This window comes from Desulfobacter sp., from assembly GCA_028768525.1.
In the GTDB taxonomy this organism is placed as follows: domain Bacteria; phylum Desulfobacterota; class Desulfobacteria; order Desulfobacterales; family Desulfobacteraceae; genus Desulfobacter.
This window is the reverse complement of record CP054837.1, coordinates 1494615-1516159: the sequence shown is the minus strand read 5'-3', so window position 1 is coordinate 1516159 and position 21545 is coordinate 1494615. Positions and strand designations below refer to the sequence as shown.

General features: G+C 53.0%; 16 protein-coding genes and 1 tRNA gene. 11 read left to right on the top strand and 6 right to left on the bottom strand.

The genetic code is table 11. The features are described from left to right. Positions 1-6 precede the first annotated feature (6 nt). The 7 genes from HUN04_06945 (at position 7) to HUN04_06915 (ending at position 4678) form a co-directional block, all read left to right on the top strand. Positions 7-81, top strand: a tRNA-Gln gene (locus HUN04_06945). A gap of 45 nt (positions 82-126) precedes the next feature. After that, positions 127-1065 carry a ribose-phosphate pyrophosphokinase gene (locus tag HUN04_06940; protein ID WDP89473.1) on the top strand — a complete coding sequence of 313 codons (939 nt, stop codon included), beginning with the start codon at positions 127-129 and terminating at the stop codon, positions 1063-1065. Positions 1066-1137: 72 nt separating this feature from the next. Then, complete coding sequence (locus tag HUN04_06935) at positions 1138-1758, top strand: 50S ribosomal protein L25 (GenBank protein WDP89472.1); 621 nt, start codon at positions 1138-1140, stop codon at positions 1756-1758. 15 nt (positions 1759-1773) lie between these two features. Further along, a complete protein-coding gene (locus HUN04_06930) occupies positions 1774-2355 on the top strand; it encodes an aminoacyl-tRNA hydrolase (protein WDP89471.1) in 582 nt (193 codons plus the stop codon). Positions 2356-2682: 327 nt separating this feature from the next. Then, positions 2683-3219: a CarD family transcriptional regulator gene (locus HUN04_06925; protein WDP89470.1), complete on the top strand. Its 537-nt coding sequence runs from the start codon at positions 2683-2685 to the stop codon at positions 3217-3219. An 88-nt stretch (positions 3220-3307) separates the two neighbouring features. Further along, positions 3308-4243 (top strand): RluA family pseudouridine synthase, encoded by a 936-nt coding sequence (locus HUN04_06920; GenBank protein WDP89469.1) that lies wholly within the window; start codon positions 3308-3310, stop codon positions 4241-4243. A gap of 3 nt (positions 4244-4246) precedes the next feature. After that, positions 4247-4678: a hypothetical protein gene (locus tag HUN04_06915; GenBank protein WDP89468.1), complete on the top strand. Its 432-nt coding sequence runs from the start codon at positions 4247-4249 to the stop codon at positions 4676-4678. On the opposite strand, the gene HUN04_06910 is transcribed toward HUN04_06915, so the two are convergent. The 3 genes from HUN04_06910 to fdhF all read right to left on the bottom strand — a co-directional run bounded on the left by HUN04_06910 (position 4675) and on the right by fdhF (position 9352). Continuing rightward, positions 4675-5553 (bottom strand): SDR family oxidoreductase, encoded by an 879-nt coding sequence (locus HUN04_06910; protein WDP89467.1) that lies wholly within the window; start codon positions 5551-5553, stop codon positions 4675-4677. The genes HUN04_06915 and HUN04_06910 overlap by 4 nt on opposite strands. Next, positions 5523-6422 (bottom strand): ABC transporter substrate-binding protein, encoded by a 900-nt coding sequence (locus HUN04_06905; GenBank protein ID WDP89466.1) that lies wholly within the window; start codon positions 6420-6422, stop codon positions 5523-5525. The genes HUN04_06910 and HUN04_06905 overlap by 31 nt, the downstream gene beginning before the upstream one ends. A 161-nt stretch (positions 6423-6583) precedes the next feature. Then, a complete protein-coding gene (gene fdhF / locus HUN04_06900) occupies positions 6584-9352 on the bottom strand; it encodes a formate dehydrogenase subunit alpha (protein ID WDP89465.1) in 2769 nt (922 codons plus the stop codon). Between the two features lie 218 nt (positions 9353-9570). On the opposite strand from fdhF, the gene HUN04_06895 reads away from it, so the two are divergent. Then, positions 9571-11631 carry an RnfABCDGE type electron transport complex subunit B gene (locus HUN04_06895; protein WDP89464.1) on the top strand — a complete coding sequence of 687 codons (2061 nt, stop codon included), beginning with the start codon at positions 9571-9573 and terminating at the stop codon, positions 11629-11631. Between the two features lie 118 nt (positions 11632-11749). Then, positions 11750-13714 (top strand): response regulator, encoded by a 1965-nt coding sequence (locus HUN04_06890; GenBank protein ID WDP89463.1) that lies wholly within the window; start codon positions 11750-11752, stop codon positions 13712-13714. A 105-nt stretch (positions 13715-13819) separates the two neighbouring features. Here HUN04_06890 and HUN04_06885 read toward each other — a convergent pair whose 3' ends face one another. Then, a complete protein-coding gene (locus HUN04_06885) occupies positions 13820-14740 on the bottom strand; it encodes a manganese-dependent inorganic pyrophosphatase (GenBank protein WDP89462.1) in 921 nt (306 codons plus the stop codon). Between the two features lie 328 nt (positions 14741-15068). Here HUN04_06885 and HUN04_06880 point away from each other — a divergent pair, with 328 nt between their 5' ends. Then, a complete protein-coding gene (locus HUN04_06880; GenBank protein WDP89461.1) occupies positions 15069-15869 on the top strand; it encodes a transporter substrate-binding domain-containing protein in 801 nt (266 codons plus the stop codon). A gap of 117 nt (positions 15870-15986) precedes the next feature. Next, positions 15987-17672, top strand: a complete 1686-nt coding sequence (locus HUN04_06875; protein ID WDP89460.1) for a diguanylate cyclase — start codon at positions 15987-15989, stop codon at positions 17670-17672. A gap of 3 nt (positions 17673-17675) precedes the next feature. Here the strand turns inward: HUN04_06875 and HUN04_06870 are convergent, their stop codons facing one another. Together HUN04_06870 and HUN04_06865 are read right to left on the bottom strand one after the other, a co-directional pair. Further along, on the bottom strand, positions 17676-19700 hold the full coding sequence (locus HUN04_06870; GenBank protein ID WDP89459.1) for a chemotaxis protein CheA: 2025 nt from the start codon (positions 19698-19700) through the stop codon (positions 17676-17678). A gap of 62 nt (positions 19701-19762) precedes the next feature. Next, positions 19763-21544, bottom strand: a complete 1782-nt coding sequence (locus HUN04_06865; protein ID WDP89458.1) for a radical SAM protein — start codon at positions 21542-21544, stop codon at positions 19763-19765. Between the last annotated feature and the right edge of the window lies 1 nt (position 21545).

Genomic DNA, 21545 nt, shown 5'->3' with positions numbered 1-21545 from the left:
ATGTACTGGGGCGTCGTCAAGCGGTAAGACACAGGGTTTTGATCCCTGCATTCAGAGGTTCGAATCCTCTCGCCCCAGCCAGCTTATTTTTAAGAAGTTTTATAAAAGAGAAAAAAGAGATTTACTATGAATGGCTTGTCAATTTTTGCAGGGAATTCCAACTCCGTGCTTGCGGAAAGAATTTCGGAATACCTTGCAAAACCCTTGGGAAGATTGAAAGTCAACCGCTTCAGTGACGGGGAAACCCAGGTTGAAATTCATGAGAATGTCCGGAAACAGGAAATTTATGTGATCCAGTCCACCTGCTATCCGGTCAATGACAATCTGGTTGAACTCCTTCTTTTGATTGATGCCTTTAAACGGTCATCAGCCAGCCGGGTTAATGCGGTTATTCCGTATTTTGGATATGCCCGCCAGGATAAAAAAGTTGCCCCAAGGGTACCCATCAGCGCAAAACTGGTTGCGGACCTACTGGATGCCACCGGTGTTGACAGGGTCATTACCATGGATCTGCATGCGGCCCAGATTCAGGGCTTTTTCAACGTGCCCGTGGATAACCTATATGCGGCGCCCATTATTATTGATGATATCAAGACCCGTTTTTCCGGAGACCTGGTGGTGGTTTCTCCTGATGCCGGAGGTGTTGAGCGGGCAAGGGCATATGCCAAGCGCCTGGATGCCGGCCTGGCCATCGTGGATAAACGCCGCAGCGCTCCGAACCAGGCAAAGGCCATGGCCATTATCGGGGATGTTGAAGGCAAGACCGCCATTGTAATCGACGATATGGTGGATACCGCCGGAACGCTTACTGAAGCCGCAGGGGTAATCCGGGACAAGGGCGCCAAAGAAGTCCATGCCTATTGCACCCACCCGGTGCTGTCCGGTCCTGCCATTGATAGAATCAAAGATTCGTCCCTAAATTCTCTTGTTGCAACCGATACCATTCCCTTATCAGAGGAAGCCCGTGCCTGTGACAAGATTAAGACGCTTTCCATTGCCAAACTCGTGGGTGAGGCGATCATGCGCAGTTACAGGGGTGATTCTGTAAATTCTCTATTTGTATAAATTTTAGATATATCAAATTTAAGTATATCATGTCATCCTGCCCCCATGGGGGCAGTTACGGAGGGTAAAACATTGGAACTAATTGAACTTAATGCAAAAACAAGAGAAGGGAAAGGAAAAGGCGCAGCCCGGAAACTGAGAGCTGCTGACGCTATTCCTGCCATCGTTTACGGCGCAAAAACCGAGCCCGTAATGTTGTCCGTAGATAGGTCGGTTTTCGATAAAATCGTTCGTGATCACGGAACCACCGGTCTGTTTTTCGATATGAAAATCGAGGGCGGCCAGGAAAAGATGGTTATGCTCAAAGAGGTACAGATGGATGCTTTCGGTCTTAAATATCTTCACATTGATTTCCATGAGATCGATATGGATGCCAAGGTATCCGTTACCGTTCCCGTTGAAACCGAAGGTGTTGCTGCCGGCGCTAAAGAAGGCGGCCTGCTGCAGATCATCCGTCGTGAACTGGATATTCTCTGCAAGCCTAAAGACACCCCCGAAAGCATTGTTCTGGATATCTCTGAACTGAATATCGGCGACGCCATCCATGTCGAGGATCTTGATCTCGGCGAGGCCATTGATATCCCCCACGAGGTGAATTTCACCATCGCAACGGTTGTGCCGCCTGTTACTTCTTCTGAAGGTGTTGAAGAAGAAGAAGAAGGGGAAGAAGAAGAAGCTGCTGCTGCCGAATAGTCTGCATCCGGCATTATGTCTGATTCTAAGTTTACACTGGTGGCGGGTCTGGGAAATCCTGGAAAGGAATATTCCCAGACCCGCCATAATATTGGGTTCATGGTTGTTGATGCGTTTGCCGCTCACGTGGGCCAAGAACTGAATAAGCAGCAGTTTGACGCGGCTTATGCCCGTACCCGGTTCAGGGGAAAGGGCCTTTTCCTTGTCAAGCCCATGTCATATATGAACCGTTCCGGCATCCCCATCCAGCGGCTGGCGGCCTACTATAAGATCGACATGGGTGACATCATCGTGATCCATGACGATATGGACCTGGCATTCGGCCAGATTAAGATTGTCCGGGGGCGGGGCCATGGGGGGCATAACGGCATTCGTTCCATTATTGATGCCTTCGGCCGTAAGGAATGTATCCGCGTAAAGGTGGGGGTGGGGCATCCCGGTACCCGCAAGGATGTCACCGGCCATGTGCTTGGCAAGTTTACCCCCGACGAGCAGGCGGACCTGGACCGGCTGGTCCAGGACGCATCCGATGCCTGTCTGGCCATTCTTAATGACGGGGTGGTAAAGGCAATGAATCAAATCAACTCAAAGCGTTAGGCTGTTGAACCCTTATTGACAGGCCGGTCTTTTTGCCTGTTTGCGTTCCTTTTTTTGTTTTTCTCCGTTCCTCTCCATTCTCCAAATCCATTACAAATTGTTCATTTTTTGTACTGTCATGTCCCGCGGTATTTATTTTATTTTTGGCGTTTGCCGGTCAGAACTGAATCGTTCTTCATTTTTTTTGTACCGAATAGTCAATAAAATCAGCAGGAACCTTGTTTAATAAGGTGATCCGTCTATTAATTTGTTGACATTATTGTGAAAATGTGGTTCTCTGTCCGAGAATGGGCAACTTGTTTTTACACTAACTAAGGTGGGCTACCAATGGCAGAAAAATCCGGTAAAACCAAGGCTAAGGCAATAAGTCAATCAACCAAAAAAGAGTTTTCCAAAGGCGACCTAGCTGTCTATCCAGCACATGGGGTCGGCTATATTGAATCCATAGAAAGCCAGGAAATCAACGGGGACACCATGAATTTCTATATGATGAAAATCGTGGAGAACGGCATGATGATCATGATTCCCACATCCAACGTGGAATCCGTGGGCCTAAGGGAAGTTATCCCCAAAAACGAGGTTCCCGAAGTCTATAAGGTAATGCAGGAAAAAGCACAGAATATGGACAACCAGACCTGGAACCGCAGGTACCGGGAGTACATGGATAAAATCAAGACCGGATCCATCTACGATGTGGCAGAAGTGTTCAGGGATCTTTTCCAGCTGAAGCTTGAAAAAGACCTTTCCTTTGGCGAACGCAAACTGCTGGATACGGCCCAGAACCTCCTGGTTCAGGAACTTTCCATGGCAAAGGATATTGATGAAAAATCCATGATGCAAGAGATCGAAAACCTGTTTACCTGATTTTTGATCAACCCAATTTCATAAAGCACCGGCAGCCATTAGGGCCTGCCGGTGTTTTTATATTTATGGATAGATATTCTGATTTCTGATGAAATTGTTATTCACCATTTTACCGGAACAAAAGGGCCTCCGTCTGGACCAGGTCGTGGCTGCGAACAGTGATGGCGTTTCCAGGAGCCGGGCCGCCGCTTTGGCGGCAGCAGGGAAGATACGTGTGAACGACGCCTGCAAAAGGCCCGGATATAAGGTGAAAACAGGTGACAGGGTTGCCGGCGTCATCCTGGAAGAGCAGGCCATGCCGGCGCCGGAGAAAATGGATTTAAACATTCTCCATGAGGATCCTCAGATTATGGTGCTGGATAAGCCCGCCGGCCAGGTGGTCCATCCGGCAGCCGGCCATATGTCCGGCACCCTGGTCAACGGGCTTCTGGCCCATGATGCAGCCTTCCGGGACGGGGAGTGGGATCCGCTTCGCCCCGGCATTGTCCACCGCCTGGATAAAGACACCTCGGGCCTGATCCTGGTGGCTAAAAACCAGAGGAGCCTTGAATTTCTTCAAAAGGAGTTCAAGCAGCGCAGGGTGGCCAAAGAATACCTGGCCCTTGTCCAGGGGGACAAAATTCCGGAGGCCGGCGACATTGAGTTGCCCATCGGCCGGCATCCCAAGCACAGGAAGATGATGGCGGTGCTGGAGGCTGGGGGAAAATACGCCAGAACCGGATTCAGGGTCTGCCAGCGGTTTAAGGGGGGCGCCCTTGTGGCAATCCGCCTTTATACCGGCCGCACCCACCAGATCCGGGTTCATTTCTATCACCAAGGCATGCCCCTGTTCGGTGAACGGACCTACCAGGTCAGGCGCCGCCGCAATCGCACAGGGCCGGCATTGAGGCAGATGCTTCACTCCTGGCGTCTCTCATTCCGCCATCCCTATTCCGGGCAAACCATGGCCTTTGAATCACCCATGCCCAGAGACTTTGAACAAACCCTATCCCGGCTCTCCACAGCCGGCCTGACCCAGGAGTAATTGATGTCCAAATATCCCAAGATGCATTCCGCCGAACATATTCTGAACCAGGCCATGGTCAGGACCTTTGGCTGTGACCGATGTTTTTCAGCCCATATCAATGCCAAAAAATCCAAGTGCGATTATAATTTTGACCGGGCCCTTAATGCAGAAGAGGTTGCGCTTCTTCAGTCAGAAGTCAACCGGATCATCGGCCTGGATCTGCCGGTGATTATTGAGAACATGGACCGTGCCCAGGCTGAAGCCTTGTTCAGCCTTGAGCGGGTGCCCGGAAAAGAAGAACTTTCCGGTTTCAGAATCGTGCGCATGGGAGATTATGATGCCTGTCCCTGTGTCGGGAACCATGTATCCTCCACCGGCGAAATCGGCACCTTTAGGATTATTTCCACAGGATTTGACAACGGCGTGCTCAGAATCCGGTTTAAGCTGGGTTAATTCTCAATACCTTGCGCTGTCCTTGGTTCTAAACCGAATTTTTTAATCAGTATTTTATCCAGCAGCGGGAGGGGAACCAACCGTTTGAGCAACGGCATGAGCGTGCTGGCCTTTCCCAGCCGGACAACGGGTTTCGGCCGGTCAGACATGATCTCGTCCGCAAGCTTGCCGGCAAAAATATCCGCAGGGGTTGCATTCTGCTGGGATGCATTGGCCCGGGCCTCAATATGGGGGGCATAGGGAAGATACCAGGAGTCCTGTTTAAGGACCCGGGAAATGGTTTTGCCTGCGGCATTGCCGAACTCCGACTGGATGGCGCCTGGCTGGACAATCATTACCTTTATTCCAAAGGGGGTCAATTCCATGCGCAGGGTATCGGAAAGGGCATGGAGGGCTGCCTTTGAAGCACAATAGGCCCCGGAAAATGGGGTGGGGGTAATTCCGGAGACACTGCCGATATTGACAATCAGTCCGGCGCCCTTTTTCTTCATGGACCGGGCGGCAGACCGGGCCAGGGTCACGGGGGCAATGACATTGGTTGCGAACTGGTTGGCCAGTTCCTCCCCGGGAAGTTCAATGGACGGTCCCATGAGGCCGTATCCTGCGTTGTTAACCAGTATATCTATGGGCTTGCCTTCCTGTTCCACCTTCTCAACAACCCGGCAGCACTGATCTTCTTTTGTCACGTCAAGGCGGTGGACAGAGATGCCCATGGCCTTGAAATTGGAAAGCGATTCAAGGTTTCTGGCCGTTGCCACAACCTCGCAGCCTCTGTGGTGAAGTGCCAGTGCCAGGGCGCGGCCGATGCCTGAAGAGCATCCGGTGATCAAAACATTTTTTCTTTTCATCGTATTATTTCCCAGGTTGGAGTGCATTCGGGCTTAATGGTTTCAGTTTCATCCATATAGTTCAGTTTTAATGATTCATAGGTGCCGTCGGATTTCATATCATTCAGTGCCTTTTGCAGCTTTATCACAATCTCATCATCGGTCTCTTTGTTAAGGGCAAAATAGTAGTCATACCGGCTGTCGATTCTGATCAACCGTTTCAATACACCAAAAGGTTTTCCCAGTTTCTTCATGTTAAAAGCAGCCTCTAATTCCAGGGCCGAGACCATATCAATGCGGTTAAGAAATAATTTCCGCCAGTTCTGTTCGATGCTCGTTGTCATTTCGACCCTGAACCCCTGCTGTCTGAGCCATTGGCTTGAGGCAAAATCATAAACACCGCCAACAGAATATAATTTTGCATCTTCGATTGATTTCACCGCAATATCCAGCCTGGTTTTATTTTTCCATAGCCAGATTTCTCTCTTTGCAACCGGACCCACCCACTTAAACAGGGGAATTCGTTCCTTTGATTTCGTCATTGAAAAGAGCATGGCATTTTTTTGTTTTTGCACCAATCGGTATCCCCTTGCCCAGGGCAGAACGAGGATGAGGCCATTTTCAGGGGCAATACCGGTTCGTTTCAGCATCCCCTTGAGTACGTCGACTGTAAATCCCTGGGCATTTCTCGTTGACGGATGCTCATAATTGTATGGGGGCATGTTTTCAGTATAGATTTTAAGCTTTGTTGTACCAGGTGTTTGGGCGTAACAACAAACCCAGACTCCCGGAAGCAGAACAATCATAACTAAAAGCGTGCCAATTCGGGAGAAATGGGTGAACAGGGCTCCGATTCTTACGATAAAAGCCCCGGTATAGGCCGCCAGGGCAAAAATAAAAATGCGGATTAAGGCCATGGGCTCTCCTGATTGGATGAGACTGTTTTTAAAACAATATCTTATATACAATAGGGCAGGTGGTTGTTCGGTGTCAACCCGGTCCTCCCCTATTGTCCAGAAATGAAACGGGCTGTTGTTAATCAACAGCCCGTTTTTTTGTGTTTATGTCAGAATGTGGGTCAGGCCTTTGCCGCCTCTATGTTAATGGCGCAGACCTTGAACTCCGGGATTTTGGCCGTGGGGTCCAGCTCGGCATTGGTCAGCTTGTTGGCGGCTGCCTTGGCAAAGTGGAAGGGAATGAAAATGGTGCCGTCCACCGCTTTCTGGGAAACTTTCAATTTGGCCTTTATCCGTCCCCGCCTTGAGCATACATTGACCATCTGTCCGTTGTCGATACCCAGCTTTTGTGCATCCCCGCCTGAAATTTCCACAAAGCATTCCGGCGCCAGCATATTCAGGCCGTTGGTGCGCATGGTCATGGTGCCGGTATGGTAATGGTAGAGCACCCGGCCGGTGGTCAGGACAAAGGGATATCTCTTGTCGGGCAGCTCTGCCGGGGGCACATGCTCAATGGCATGGAAATGGCCCCGGCCCCTGGTGAACTGGGCCGTGTGGAGGATGGGCGTACCGGGATGGGATTCATCCGGACAGGGCCAGTGGATGCCGGCCTTATCGATGCGCTTCCAGGTGATGCCCCGGTAGGATGGGGTCACCGCAGCAATTTCCTTGAAAATAGCCTCGCTGTTTTCATAGGCCATGTCGTACCCCATGCGCTTGGATATTTCACAGATGATTTCCCAGTCCTGCTTGGCGCCTGACGGCGCGTCCACTGCCCGTCGTACCCGCTGGACCCGGCGTTCCGAATTGGTAAAGGTGCCGTTTTTTTCTGCAAAACAGAAGGCGGGCAGGACCACATCGGCCAGGGCCGTGGTTTCAGTCTGGAAAATATCCTGGACCACCAGGAATTCCAGATTGCCCAGGGCTTTTTTGGCATGGTTGAGATCCGGGTCGGAAACCATGGGATTCTCTCCGATGATGAACAGGGACTTCAATTCGCCGCTGTAGGCCTTGTTGAACATTTCAGTGGCCACCAGGCCAGGCGTGGGAGACATGGCCGAGACCTGCCATGCCCCTTCGTAATTTGACCTGGCATCATCGCTGGTGACAGGCTGGTAGGCTGTGAACACGTTGGGCAGGCCGCCCATGTCGCAGGCTCCCTGGACGTTGTTTTGTCCGCGCAGGGGGTTGACGCCGCCGCCGGGTTTGCCCAGGTGGCCGCAGAGCATTGAGAGGTTGGCAAGGCTCTTTACGTTGTCCGTGCCGCAGGTGTGCTGGGTAATGCCCATGCAATAGCAGATGGAGGCTGCGCCTGCCTTGGCAAAGGCCCTGGCCACTTCCCTGAGGTCGTTGGCCGGGATGCCCGTCAGTTCCTGGACATGTTCCGGGGTATATTTTTTGATGACGGCAAGGGCCTCTTCAAAGTTTTCACACCGTTCATCAATGAATTTCTGGTCCTGCAGGCCTTCTGTGACGATGACGTTCATCAGGCCGTTGATCCAGGCGATGTCTGTGCCGGGGTTGGGCCGCAGCCATTTGGCGGCGTGATCGGCCAGGGTAACCCGCCTGGGATCAATGAGATAGAGTTTTTTACCCTTGAGTACCGCCCGTTTTATAAAGGTCGAGAGGACGGGGTGGTTTTCCGTGGTATTGGAGCCCGTGACCAGGATCACGTCGGACTCTTCAATGTCGGCAATGGTGTTTGTCATTGCGCCGCTTCCGAATGCTGCAGCCAGACCGGCTACGGTGGAGCTGTGTCACAATCGGGCGCAATGGTCGATGTTGTTGGTTTTCAACACCCCCCGGGTAAATTTCATGGCAACGTAATTGTCTTCATTGGTGATCCTGGCCGATGTCAGCACCCCCATGGTATCGGGGCCCTGCTCTTTTTGTATCTGGGAGAATCTGGCGGCCACCACTTCCAGGGCTTCATCCCAGGTCGCCGGCACCTGGATACCGCCTTTTTTGATCAGGGGGGTGGTCAGCCGGTCCGGTGAAGAGACGAAATCGTAGCCAAAGCGTCCCTTGACGCAGAGGCTGCCGTTGTTGGGGGGCAGATCCGGGGCGGCGCCGTCGATTTTTACAATTTTATTGTCCTGGACAAATGCATCCATCTGGCATCCCACGCCGCAGAAGGAACAGGTGGTTCTGACGACTTTGGTGGGTTTGAACCGGTCATCCCTGAATTCCCGGTCCGGAACCAGGGCGCCCACAGGGCAGGCCTGGATACATTCACCGCAGAAGACGCAGTCCGAATCCTTAAGATGGGCGTCGTCGCCGGCAATGACCTTCATCTCTTCCCCGTGGTAGCCGAACTCAATGGCGTTGTTCACCTGGATTTCTCTGCAGGCCTTGATACAGCGGCCGCAGAGGATGCAGCGGGAAAAATCCCTGATGATAAAGGGGTTTGCCCGTTCGGTTTCGTAGCTGACGGCCATCTGGGGGAGATGGCGGGTTTTAACCTGGTACCGATAGGCCAGGTCCTGGAGTTCGCAGTCTCCCCATACGGGGCAGAGTGTCTCCTTGCCGTCGGCCTCCAGTACATCCATCTGAAAGTTGGTCCAGTCCATGCTGTCCATGATCCGGATGGCGCAGTTGTGGTTGCCCGTGGCCAGCATGGCGGAGATGATTTCCTTCCTGGCCGCAACCACCCTGGGGGATTCCGACTGGATGACCATGCCGGATTTTGCCTTGGTAACACAGGATTCAACCAGATCCTTTTCCCCCTGGATCTCCACCACACAGATGCTGCAGGTGTTGGTGGGACGGGTGTGTTTAAGGTGGCAAAGGGTTGGAATGTCAATGTTGTTCCGGGCGGCGATATCAAGAATGGTTTCGCCGGGGGTGAATTCAAGTTGGTTCTCGTTGAGCGTTATAATATGCGTATCCATAGGCTGTCCCCATAGTCTGTTTTATAATCTCACGTACTGACCCTGAACTTATGGAATTCTACCTACATTATAAGGACCGCATTGTCAATGTGAAGGTTAGTAAGCTCTAAATAATTTTTCGGATACAGTTGACATTTCAGTACCCTTGAGACTATACAGGGATGGATTATTTTGGGTGATGAACCGGTAGGACAAAACAGACACCATGAGGATATGCAATGTTTCAAGCAATTATGATGATGGGTGGTTTGGGTGTTGTGATCGGTACGGCTCTGTTGATCGCATCAAAGAAATTTTACGTGTATGAAGACCCCAAAGTAGTTGCCATTGACGATGCACTGCCCGGGGCGAATTGCGGCGGATGCGGATACCCAGGCTGCACGGCCAATGCCGAGGCCATCGCCAATGGCGAGCAGGATGTGAATTCCTGCGTGGCAGCCGGCGAGGATGTGGCCATTGCCATTGCGGAGATCATGGGGGTGACCCTTTCCGACAAAGAGCCTGAATTTGCTAAACCCGGATGCCACTACGGCAATGAAGATGCCGATCTGAACTATATATATAAAGGTGTGCAGGACTGCCGTGCCGCATCCATGCTCTTGGGCGGAATGAAGGTTTGCCGGGTGGGCTGCCTGGGGCTGGGGACCTGTGTGACGGCCTGTAAATTCGGCGCCCTTTCCATCGGCGAGGACCACCTGCCCGTGGTGGACCAGGAAAAATGCACGGGCTGCGGAGCCTGTGAAAATATCTGCCCCAAGAATATCATCCGGCTGACATCGGTCTCCCGGAGAATCATGCGCGAATATACCCGGGACGAATGCACCACCCCCTGCCAGCGGGCCTGTCCCTCTGGCCTTGATATCAAAGAGTATGTCCGCCTGATCCGGGAAGGGGACTACACCGGGTCCCTCCAGGTCATCAAGGAGCGGATGCCTTTTCCCACGGTGATCTCACGGATTTGTCCCGCTTTGTGCGAGTTTGACTGCAGGCGGCTGATCCAGGATGAATCCGTGGCCATAAATCACCTCAAACGGTTCGTCTGTGATTATGAGAGGGGCCTGGACCATCGGATCCAGCCCTATTGCGCCCCGGCGACGGACAAGAAGATTGCCGTGATCGGCGGTGGCGTTGAAGGCCTGGCCGCCGGATATTTTTCCACCCGCCTGGGACACCATTCTACGGTGTATGAAGGCACCTCCGAACTGGGCGGTATATTGAGAAAAGCCATTTCCCGGGAGCGGCTCTCCATGGATATTCTTGACTGGGACATCCAGGGCATAGCCGATCTGGGGGTGGAGATAAAGACCAACCAGAAGGCAGGGGTGGATTTTACGATTCCGGACCTGCTGCGACAGGGACATGACGCGGTATTCACGGCAACCGGCGGATGGGATTCCAGACTGGCCAATAACGATGTCGGGACTGCAGCCAATGTAATCCCCAGCGCCTATCTGCTCATTGACCTGCTCCGGAGCAGGAAGGAGCAGGGCATAAAGATCCCCTGCAAAAAGAATGTGGTGATTGCCGGCGGCGGCATCCGCCTCCCCGATGCCGTTGAGATACTTAAGGCCGGCGGGGCCGAAAAAATAACCGTAATATCACGCAAGGCACCCGAAGACTCTTCCTTTGACAAGGTGGGGATTGACGCCCTGGCCAAGGCCGGTGCCGTCATCCTTTATAACACCGGAATCACAAAGCTCACCGGCATTGAGGGCGATTTAACCGCCATTGAGTATATAGAGCTTGACACAGGTGTGAAACATGTTATTGATACTGAGACTCTTGTTATAGGGTCGGGACGTTTCCCTGAACTGGCGTTTGTGCCGGTCAGGGATGATGGTGAAGATGCAGATAATGAAGAGAACCAGACCGGTGAAACAAATGACGGCATTGAGAAGCCGCTGGTTTGGGAAGGGGTTGAACTTCAGAAAAAGCCCGATTCCAACCGTGAGAAGGGACTGCTGTCAAGCCAGGACGTTATTTCCGAGTACACTTCGGCGGTGGCGGCCATTAACGGCGGCAGGAAGGCCGCAACCCTGATGCACCATCTCATGTACGGCATTGAACTGCAGGAGCCGGAGCGGATGATTGCAGAGAAATCCGTGGTTCAGGATGTCAGGACCCTTGACCAGGTGATGCCCTCGCCAAGGACCCTCCTTGAAAAGGCCCAGGCCGCCAGCAAGGAAGACGGATTCTTCTCCGGTTTTTCGGAGCCTGAAGCCCGGGAGGAGGCCAACAGGTGCCTGCGTTGCGGTCTGGTCTGCTATGAAAAAAAGTAAAAACAAACCCTTTGATTCGGGAGAGCCATCTGGAGGAGAATCTTCTTTAGAGCGCCATTAACAACCAGGCAGCTGATTTGGAACAGGGGTACAGCGCACAGGGACGCACTAGTTGATTATGAGATCAGAACAGATTCTTGTCGTTGATGACGAAGAACGCATCGTTGATAATATAGCCAGGTGCCTGGCCCGTGAGGGGCTTGAGGTTACCGGTGCCCATAACGGGGATGAGGCCGTTGCTCTGTTCCAGAAGCAGCGGTTCGATCTGGTGCTGCTGGATATATCCATGCCAGGTATGAACGGATACGAGGTGATGGAGCATATCTTCGGCCTGGACGACGAGGTCCTGGTCATCATCATGACAGGATTTGCCTCCGTTGAATCCGCTGTCAGGGCCCTGAAGCTGGGGGCCTGGGATTACCTGAAAAAACCCTTTGAATATGCCGACCTGGTAAAAACCGTGAAAAACGGTATTACCCAGAAAACCCTTCTCGCCGAGAAAAAGGCCTATGCCGCCCGCCTGGAGGCATCTGAAAAACAATACCAGTATATGGTCAACAATTCCCCGGACCTGATTTTCACCCTGGATGAAAACCGCTGCTTTTCTTTTGTCAACCAGCAGTTTGAACGGGTATTGGGATTTCCCAAGACCGCATTGATGGGCATGCCCTTTGAAGACCTGCTCCATGAGGATGACCGGACACGGGTGAATGAATTGTCCAACCTGCCGGGGAGGGGGCATTCTGGCAGTGCGGAAATGAATCTGAGATTAAAAAAGGCCAATGCCAGGGGGGCCCAGTTTGATCCGTATTCGGCATTTGCGTTCATGGAACTGAAGGCGTCCGCCATTACCCTGCCCGGAGAAGATCCCGGGCGTACCCCAAGAGGGATATACGCCGTGGGCCGTGATGTGACCGAGCGGCTGCGCCTGGAGGCCCAGCTCCGCCAGGCCCAGAAAATGGAAGCCATCGGCACCCTGGCCGGCGGCATTGCCCATGATTTTAATAATATTCTCATGGGCATCCAGGGGTATACCTCGCTGGTCAAGGCCGGGTTTGACCAGACCTCCGATGTGTTCAAGCGGTTGTCCTGTATCGATGAATATGTACACAGCGGTGCTGAGATGGCCCGGCAGTTGCTCGGCTTTTCCCAGAAGAGTTGCCATGAGACCTGCAGCCTGAACCTGAATTACCTGCTCAAGATGTCCGCAAAGATGTTCGGCCGGACCAAGAAGGATATTATTATCAACCAGTGCCTGGAAAAAAAGCTGTGGAGCACCAAGGTGGATGAAGGACAGCTGAAGCAGGTGCTGATGAACCTTTTTGTCAATGCCTGGCAGGCCATGCCCAACGGCGGAAGGATTACCATTTCCACGGAAAATGTGGTCATTGAGGAGGAGCGCATCCATGAAATGGGGATCCACCGGCCCGGTGCCTATGTCAAGGTCAGCGTTGCCGACACGGGGACGGGCATGGATAAGGTCACCATGGCCAGGATTTTCGATCCTTTTTTTACGACAAAAGAACGGGGGAAAGGGACGGGGCTGGGACTGGCCACGGCTTACGGAATCATCAAAAGCCATAAAGGGGCTTTCAGGGTGGAGTCCAGGCCGGGGCAGGGCAGTGTGTTCATGTTCTACCTGCCGGCCAATGACACCCGGGATAAAAAAGATGCCATTTCAAGGCCCCGGATACGGGAAGGAAAGCTTGTGGTCGGCAAGGGCCGGGTCCTGCTGGTGGATGACGAAAAGGGCGTCATTGATGTCTGTTCGGAAATGCTGGAAACCCTTGGCTATGATGTGGTGGTTGCCGAACGCGGTGCCCAGGCCGTCTCTATTGTCCGTAATGATCCGGCCATTGACCTGATTATTCTGGACATGGTCATGCCGGAGATGAACGGATTTGAAACCTATGAAAAGATTCGCAAGATCAATCCAGATATCCGGGTGCTGGTCTGTTCGGGCTATTCAAAGGAAGAGGAAATCCGGCAGATGATTGCCAACGGCTGCGACGATTATATCTACAAGCCCTTTGACGTGGCCATGCTCTCCCAGAAGCTGCAGACGGTTTTCAACCCCTCCTGATTTTCGTCCATAACGCGGGGCGGAGTATGGACCAAAAAAAACGGGCCCTGGGAATTTTCATTCCCAGGGCCCGGATTATTTGGCTTTAGCTATTCTGCTGTGAAATTAGCCGAATACCTTTTCCAGATCGGGGATGATCTGTTTTTTACGGCTCATGATGCCGGGCAGCCAGCATTTGCCTTCAACGGGTTTTTCACCGAAGGCTTTTTCAACAACGGATTCGTCGTCGGAGGCAACCAGAAGTTCGGTGCCTTCTTTCATGATGTCGGTGAGCATGAGCAGGACGGTGTGATGGCCTTTTTCAGCCTTGAGGTCACGGATGTCTTTTTCCAGGTCGGCTTTGATGCCGTCAACGATGGAGAGATCAACCAGTTCCAACTGTCCGCAGCCAACGCCGGAGCCGCTCATGTCAAAGTCTTTGTAGTCCCGGAGAACCAGTTCGCGGACGGGGGTACCTTCAACGGCGGATTTTACCTTGAACATCTCAATGCCCAGGGTTTCCAGGTCGGTTTCGCCGCAGATTTCAGCCAGTTTGGCACAGACTTCTTTGTCCTTGTCGGTGCAGGTGGCGGACTTGAAGATAACGGTGTCGGAGAGGATGGCGCAGAGCATGGCACCGGCAACACCCTTGGGTACTTCAACGTTGAAGTAGTCGTACATGGAAGCGATCACGGTGCAGGTACAGCCCACAGGCCAGATCCAGCATTCCAGGGGCTGAGAAGTGGAAACGTCGCCCAGTTTGTGATGGTCAACGATGCCCAGGATGTTGGCGTCGCCCAGGTCGTCGGGGCTCTGGGCCAGGTCAGAGTGGTCTACCAGGTAAACGTCTTTGCCGGCATAGCTGGTGATGACTTCGGGAGCAGTCAGACCGAATTTGTCCAGGACAAATTTGGATTCGGGGTTGAGATCGCCCTGAACGGCAGGTGCGATATCTTCACCAAGGCTTTTTTTCAGGTCGGCCAGTGCAATGGCGGCTACGACGGAATCGGTATCTGGGTTCTTGTGACCAAATACGAGAGTTGACATAAGTCCTCCTAAAAAGTAATCGTTTATTATATTATCAACGGATGATCCCACACCGGGTAATCATCAAAAAATCTTAATTAAAAGATCAGGATTTCTTATAGAATGTATTGACCGGAACCTCAAGGAAAATTTAAAAAACTGACGGTATTCAAATCTCCCTTTGCCGTATCGGTTTCCTGAAATCCCTGTCCGGCAATTGGTCACTTTGTTAAAAAAACTTGAGATACGCGGCGCATTTATGCTATTTGTCGGTAAATACTCCATTAAAATTTGCCTGAAGAAAGAACGATACGCCTAAAATCCGTAAAAAGGAAAAGGAGATTTTCTCATGGGAAAAATTAGGTTTTTTTTGTTCGGCATTGCCATCTGCGGTGTGATCATTACCGGTACGATGTTCCCGGCGACGGCCAGTGCCCAGGATGTTGTGATCTATTGCGACAATAATTATGCCCCCTACTCCTATGCTGAAAGCGGGAAAGCAGCCGGCATCTATACTGAAATTTTTGCCAAGGCCTTTGCCAGAATGAATGGATATGCGGTGACCATCAAGCCCGTTCCCTGGAAACGTGGGGTGAAACTGATGGAAGACGGCAAAGGATTTGCCCTTTATCCGCCCTATTACAGGCCCAAGGCAAGGCCGTTTATGGATTATCCGGTGCCTGTCCTTGACGAGGGGTACAGTGTCCTGACATCCAAGGCTTTTGCAGGAGGCGGGTCAAAAACATGGCCCGATGACTTTGCCGGTAAAAAAATAGGCATCAATGCCGGGTTTTCCATCCCGGACGTGGATAAGGCCAAGGCACTCGGCGTAAAGATAGAGGAAGCGGCCACAAGCCGCTCCAACCTGCTTAAACTGGTTTCCGGCCGTTTGGACGGCTATATCAGCGATAAAAACGCCATGCTATGGGAACTCAAGCAGCTGAGGGACAAGGGCGAGTATGACCCTGCCACTCAGGAACTGGTCATTGCCGGCGATATCAGCAGGGAACAGGGATATCTCGGATTCACGAACCAGGATAAGGGGGCCTTTTCATTTAAGGCGGATTTTGTGAAACAATTTGTTGCAGTGATTAACGAAATGAAAGCCGGGGGAGAGATCCAGGCCGTTTTGGATGCCTATATCAAGTAATTCAAATAAGATACGGTGTTCCCAAATCGTTTTCAGGGCGCTCCAGGTGAAAACTCAGTGCGGCGCCTGAATTACACCCCAGAGATGATAGAGACCATATAGGATGAACGATATCGGATGAACGATTTTTTTTCCCGGCAGTTTGCTTTGATGGATGACCTTCCCATCGGGGTCTTTGTGGTGGATGATCACTACCATATCCTGTTCTGGAACCGGTGTATGGAAAACTGGACCAAAAAGTCGTTCTCCCAGGTTGAGGGCCGTGAACTGCATGAGCTTTACCCCCGGTTCAGGGAAACACAATACACCAGCCGGATTGATTCCATACTGGGGGGAGGCCCGCCAATAGTTTTGTCCTCCCAGCTCCACGGCCGCTTATTTTCCTGCGTCCTTTCAGACGGCGAACCGAGAATTCTCCAGACAACGGTTACCAATGTCCAGGGGCCCGGAAAGGACCGTTGTTACGCCATGTTTGCGGTGAAAGATGTGACCGAACTCTCGCGCCGAATTATCGAATCCCGCAAAATGGAAAAAAAGGCCGTGGCGGAAATAGAACAGCGGAAAGCCGTTGAAAAGGAGCTGCGCAGGGCCAATGATAAAATCCTGGCCCAGACCCGGGCGGTTATCGAAGAAGAGCGGCTCAAAGTGCTGCTGCAGATGGCAGGGGCGACCGCCCACGAATTGAACCAGCCGCTGATGATCCTTCTGGGCAATCTTGAACTGCTTGAGATGGACCGGGATCATCCTGATAAACTCCTGGAGCGGATTCAAAAGATTAACACGGCTGGAAAGCGAATTGCCGATATCATTAAAAAGATTCAGAACGTAAGGCATGTGTCCAAGATAAGCTACAGCGGGGGCGGGGATATTATTGATATTCACCGGAAAGAACGTATTCTCTGTGTGGAAGATGATCCTGCCTGTTTTAAAATGATCAAAACGATGCTGGCGGACACCATCCGTCCGGACCTCAGCCATGCCCTGACCTTGGATGAAGCAATAAAGGCGCTTGACGAAAACAGGTTTGATCTGGTGATCCTGGGATATGTCCTGCCCGACGGAGATGCCTTTGATTTACTGGCCCATCTAAAGGAGAGGGATATCAGCATCCCGGCCATTGTCCTCATCGATCAGGGAGATGGTATCACAGCCTCCCAGCTCTTTCGCCAGGGGGCGTCAGATTACCTGTCCAGACAGCATCTGGATAAGGCCGGACTGGTGGAGTCCATCCGGTTCAGCCTGGAGCAGCACCTCCTTAAACAGGACCGGGAAAATCCCACGGTGATCATGGGGGCTGATGCCGCCCGGGATGAACTCACCGGCCTGTTCAACCGCCGGTTTTTTGCCGAGGCCCTGGAACGGGAAACTTCCGGCATTGACCGCTATGACAATGATTTGGCCCTGTGCCTTTTGAATATTGATCATTTTAAAAAGGTGAACGACACCTACGGTCATCCCGTGGGCGACAAGGTGCTGGTTCGGATTGCCCGGTTTATCACTGAAAATCTGCGAAAATACGATATTCCCTGCCGGTACGGCGGAGAGGTCTTCGGCATCCTTTTGCCCAATACGGGAAAGGCGGGGGCTGAAAGCATGTGCAACAGAATCCGGGAGCAGGTGGCCTTACACCATTTTGAGTATGGGGAGTTTTCCTTTAATATCACCCTGAGTGCCGGGATCGCCATGGGCGGAAAAACAGCCCAGACTGGCGGACACGTCCTGCCGGAGTATCTCATTCAGGCGGCGGATACGGCGTTGTACAGGGCCAAGGACAGGGGGCGGAATATGGTGGTGGTGGCCTGAGGCCTATTGGGGGGATTTCTCCCGGGCGGCTGCCACCAGGGCGGCGGTGTCAAGAATAAGGCAGACCCTGCCGTCGGCCAGGATGGTGGCCCCGGATACCCCGGGAATATCCCTTGAAATCCCTTTCAAGGGCTTGCGCACAAAGTTCTGCTTGGACACCAGTTCGCTGACCACCAGCCCCGCCTTAATCCCGGCATCTTCCACAATCACCACGATACCGTTATCCGCCGTGCGGCTCATCGGCTTTTGGCCGGGATTGAAAAAACGGTTCAGGTCCAGCAGCGGAATCAGTTCTTCCCTGACCCGGATATATTCATTTTTCCCCATGGCCGTGTTTACCATTTCCTTGGAAACAGCCATGGATGAGACAATGGAAAGGGTGGGAAGGACGTAATGGTCCTCTTCCCCTCCATCCCGGTGGGCAACGGCGACAATCATGCCGTCCATGATGGAGAGGGTCAAGGGCAGCTTGAGGGTCACACAAGTGCCTTTGCCCGGCTCGGAGTCAAGGGTAATGGTGCCGTTGAACTGGGAAATGGCGTCCCGGGCCACATCCATGCCGATGCCCCTGCCGGAAATATCAGTTACCTGCTCGGCCGTACTCAGCCCGGAGTGGAAAACCAGGTTGAGGGTTGAGATGGCGTCAAGTGTGTCGGTCTCTTCCACCAGGCCTGCGGCAACCGCCCGTTGTACCAGTTTGTCCCGGTCAATCCCCCTGCCGTCATCTGTAACCTGGATGTATAGACTTCCCCCTTTGTGAAAACCATTTAGGGTGAGGGCTGCAGTCCCGGGCTTGCCCGCATTGATGCGGTCCAGGGCATCTGGTTCAATGCCGTGGTCTATACTGTTTCGAATGATGTGGATCAGTGGATCGGCAAGGCCCTCCACCAGGTTTTTGTCCAGTTCCGTCAATTCTCCCTGGATAATGACTTCCAGTTTTTTATTTTGTTTTCTGGCCAGGTCCCGGGCCATCCGTTTCATTCGGTTGAATAAAGGGGTGAGAGGCACCATCCTCAGGGAATGGCCGATTTCCTGCAGGGCCCTGGTGCTTTGGCCCAGGGCTTTGAGGGCGTTGCTGAATGCTTGGGTCTCCTGTTCCTTCCGGCGGACGCCCATGGCAACCATGGCCTCTGCAATGGCCAGTTCCCCAATAATGTCGATGAGCTGGTCCAGACGGCGGGCGTCGATCTGAACCGGGCGGCTAAAGCCGTTATTTTCTTCCTGTATTTTCCCCTGACGGCTCTCTTCACAGTCTTGGTCTGGCCCTGGCCTCTGGGATGCCGGGTTAAGCTGGACCGCATACGTATCCAGGCGGCTGAGAATCTGCCGGGGGGCAGTTTGGGGTTTCCGGCCCAGGGCATAATTTCTGAAGGTTTCCTGGAACCAGTCTTTGACCTGGAGAAGAATTTCGGCAAAATCCGGAGCCACATCCATGAGCAGCAGGTCTTCGGTCCGGTGGCAGAGGTGCTCGGCCTCAGTGAGTGACAGAAAGCCGCACTCCCCCTTCATGGTGTGGATGAGACGCTTCATCTCATGGGCCGTTTCTTGGGTATTGCCGCTTTCAAATTCCAGGATCAGGGCTTCCAGTTTATCTAACACCGGCATTTTTGTGGCGAGAAAGCTGTTAACGTCTTCTTGGCTCAGGTGGGGGGGCAGGGCGGAAGGGGGATGGGAAGAGGGACCGTTTCCTCTGCAGGGCGCCTCTGTTTCTCCCGGATGCGCCGGGTTTTTGCCGTGAACCGGATCCGCAAGGGGGGGCATTTCGGCAATAAAGGTGTCCAGGGCTTCCAGTTCCGCGGTGACATCCCCCTGGTTTTTCCTTATTTTTTGGATGCATTTTGCCGCCTCCGAGGTGGCGGTAGCCAGGGCGGTATTTTTTTGTCTTTTTGCCTGGATATGGATTTTTTTAAGCAGGCCCAGGCTTTTTTTAAAGGCCATGGGATCAGCAGGATCGGCCAGGACGATTTCCAGGCTGAGGGCTTCAAGGGAAGTCCTGATACTTGAATATGCGGCGTCTTTTGTACTCATGGTTTCTGCAATGGCGGTTTCATTGGAAATTCCCCCGAATCACTGGCCGGTGAAACGGTATTTTATTCCGGCGCCTGGCCGGGATCTGCCATGCATATCCTGCAGTCCCTGCAGGGTTTCATGGGGCATGAGACAGAGTGCTTTTCTTTTTCGGCCCGGGCAAGTTCTTTGCGCAGAAAGCTGTCGGATACCCGGTGCCTGAGAACATCCCAGGGCAGTGAACCCGGGGCCAGCCTGGTTTTTTCCGTATAAATCACCTGCCGGCAGTATCCGGGAGCGGATTTCAAGGCCCGGGTCCAGCCCTGTTCCAGGGCCAGCTCGATGAGATCCGCAGCCTTCCGGTCTCCCAAGGAGAGCAGGGCATGGATCCTGGCCTGGCGCAGGGATTCAAAGTTCAGGGCCACATTGGGCTCCTTTTTCAGTCCGTGGCGGATGATGTCCACCCGTTTTTTAAGTTCTGATTCCGCCGTCATGGCCGACCATTGAAAGGGGGTGGCCGGTTTGGGAATAAACGGGTTGATGCTCAGGGTGATGGTGCCAATTTTTTTCTTTTTCCGGGAGGCAGCCAGGAAAACGGCCTTGATATCCCGGGTCAGGTCCACAATGGCACTGACATCCTCGGGGGTTTCAAAGGGCAGGCCGATCATAAAATAAAGGCGCAGGTTGATGATGCCCTGGTCCACCAGGGACTGTGCCGCATCAAGGATCTGCCGCCGGGTCAGTTTTTTATTAATGATCTGCCGCATGCGGTGTGAACCGGCCTCCGGCGCAATGGTGGCCGTCTTTACATGGGATTCTGCCAGCCCTGCGATGATCTCTTTGTCAAGCTTGTCCGCCCTCAGTGAAGAGAAGGAAAGGGTCAGGCCCTGGTTCCGGCCGTACCGGCAGATTGCCTTGATATCCGGGTGGTCCAGAACGGCGGAGCTGACCAGGCCCACCCGGTCAGTTTTCTGGGCGGCCTCGTCCATGGCGGAGAGAATGGTGTCTTTGGGGTAGACCCTGGGCGGCCGGTAAATGAAACCGGCCGTGCAAAAGCGGCAGCCGTTGGGACATCCTTTGAGGGTTTCAATGAGAAAGGTGTCCTTGAAAGCCGTATTGGAAGTCATGACGGCAGTGGTGGTCCGGGTTTGGGACAAGTCCCCGATATATTGAACATGGACGCTGCCCGAATTTTCGGAACAGCCCGGTCCCTGGTCAATGGGGAGATCCGGATCCGGATAAAGAATGGGGGCATGGTTGTCCGGGACATAGGCCCCGGCCATCTGCCCTTCAATCTGTTCCAGCAGTGCCGTTCTGGAATCCTTTTTCTGCCCGGCCCGGTGAAACAGGTCGAAAAAAGGAGGGAGCAGGCATTCGGCTTCCCCCAGCAAAAAAAGATCCATAAACGGGGCAATGGGTTCAGGATTTAGGAAACAGGCAACTCCCCCTGCAGCCACCAGGGGGTGGATGTGGTTTCGATCGGATGACCGCAGGGGGATGCCTGATGCCCGCAATATGCGGGCAAGGTTCAAAAAGTCATTCTCAAAGGAAATTGAGAAGAGGATCATGTCAAATTGATCCAGGGGCAGACCGGTTTCAAGGCTGAGGATTTTTTCACTGCCTTTTTGCGGCGCATGTCCCGGGCTCTTTTTGCGGGTGTCAGGCAAAAAGACCCGTTCACAGGCGATCCGCCGGTCCTGGTTGGCCAGGCGGTACACCGTCTGGAACCCCAGGGAAGACATGCCGGCCTTGTAGGTGTTGGGGTAGACCAATGCGACTTTGGTCAGCCCCCGGCCCCGTTTGACAATTGCCCCCTCCTCCTTTACGGGCTGGGGGGGCCGGGCCGGTCTGCGCCTCTTTTTCATG

Bases quoted from the DNA above. Each gene is read 5' to 3' on its own strand.
- HUN04_06940 (WDP89473.1), top strand. From the start codon at position 127: ATGAATGGCTTGTCAATTTTTGCAGGGAATTCCAACTCCGTGCTTGCG.
- HUN04_06930 (WDP89471.1), top strand. From the start codon at position 1,774: ATGTCTGATTCTAAGTTTACACTGGTGGCGGGTCTGGGAAATCCTGGA.
- HUN04_06925 (WDP89470.1), top strand. From the start codon at position 2,683: ATGGCAGAAAAATCCGGTAAAACCAAGGCTAAGGCAATAAGTCAATCA.
- HUN04_06920 (WDP89469.1), top strand. From the start codon at position 3,308: ATGAAATTGTTATTCACCATTTTACCGGAACAAAAGGGCCTCCGTCTG.
- HUN04_06915 (WDP89468.1), top strand. From the start codon at position 4,247: ATGTCCAAATATCCCAAGATGCATTCCGCCGAACATATTCTGAACCAG.
- HUN04_06910 (WDP89467.1), bottom strand. From the start codon at position 5,553: ATGCACTCCAACCTGGGAAATAATACGATGAAAAGAAAAAATGTTTTG.
- HUN04_06905 (WDP89466.1), bottom strand. From the start codon at position 6,422: ATGGCCTTAATCCGCATTTTTATTTTTGCCCTGGCGGCCTATACCGGG.
- HUN04_06895 (WDP89464.1), top strand. From the start codon at position 9,571: ATGTTTCAAGCAATTATGATGATGGGTGGTTTGGGTGTTGTGATCGGT.
- HUN04_06890 (WDP89463.1), top strand. From the start codon at position 11,750: ATGAGATCAGAACAGATTCTTGTCGTTGATGACGAAGAACGCATCGTT.
- HUN04_06885 (WDP89462.1), bottom strand. From the start codon at position 14,740: ATGTCAACTCTCGTATTTGGTCACAAGAACCCAGATACCGATTCCGTC.
- HUN04_06880 (WDP89461.1), top strand. From the start codon at position 15,069: ATGGGAAAAATTAGGTTTTTTTTGTTCGGCATTGCCATCTGCGGTGTG.
- HUN04_06875 (WDP89460.1), top strand. From the start codon at position 15,987: ATGAACGATTTTTTTTCCCGGCAGTTTGCTTTGATGGATGACCTTCCC.
- HUN04_06870 (WDP89459.1), bottom strand. From the start codon at position 19,700: ATGAGTACAAAAGACGCCGCATATTCAAGTATCAGGACTTCCCTTGAA.
- HUN04_06865 (WDP89458.1), bottom strand. From the start codon at position 21,544: ATGAAAAAGAGGCGCAGACCGGCCCGGCCCCCCCAGCCCGTAAAGGAG.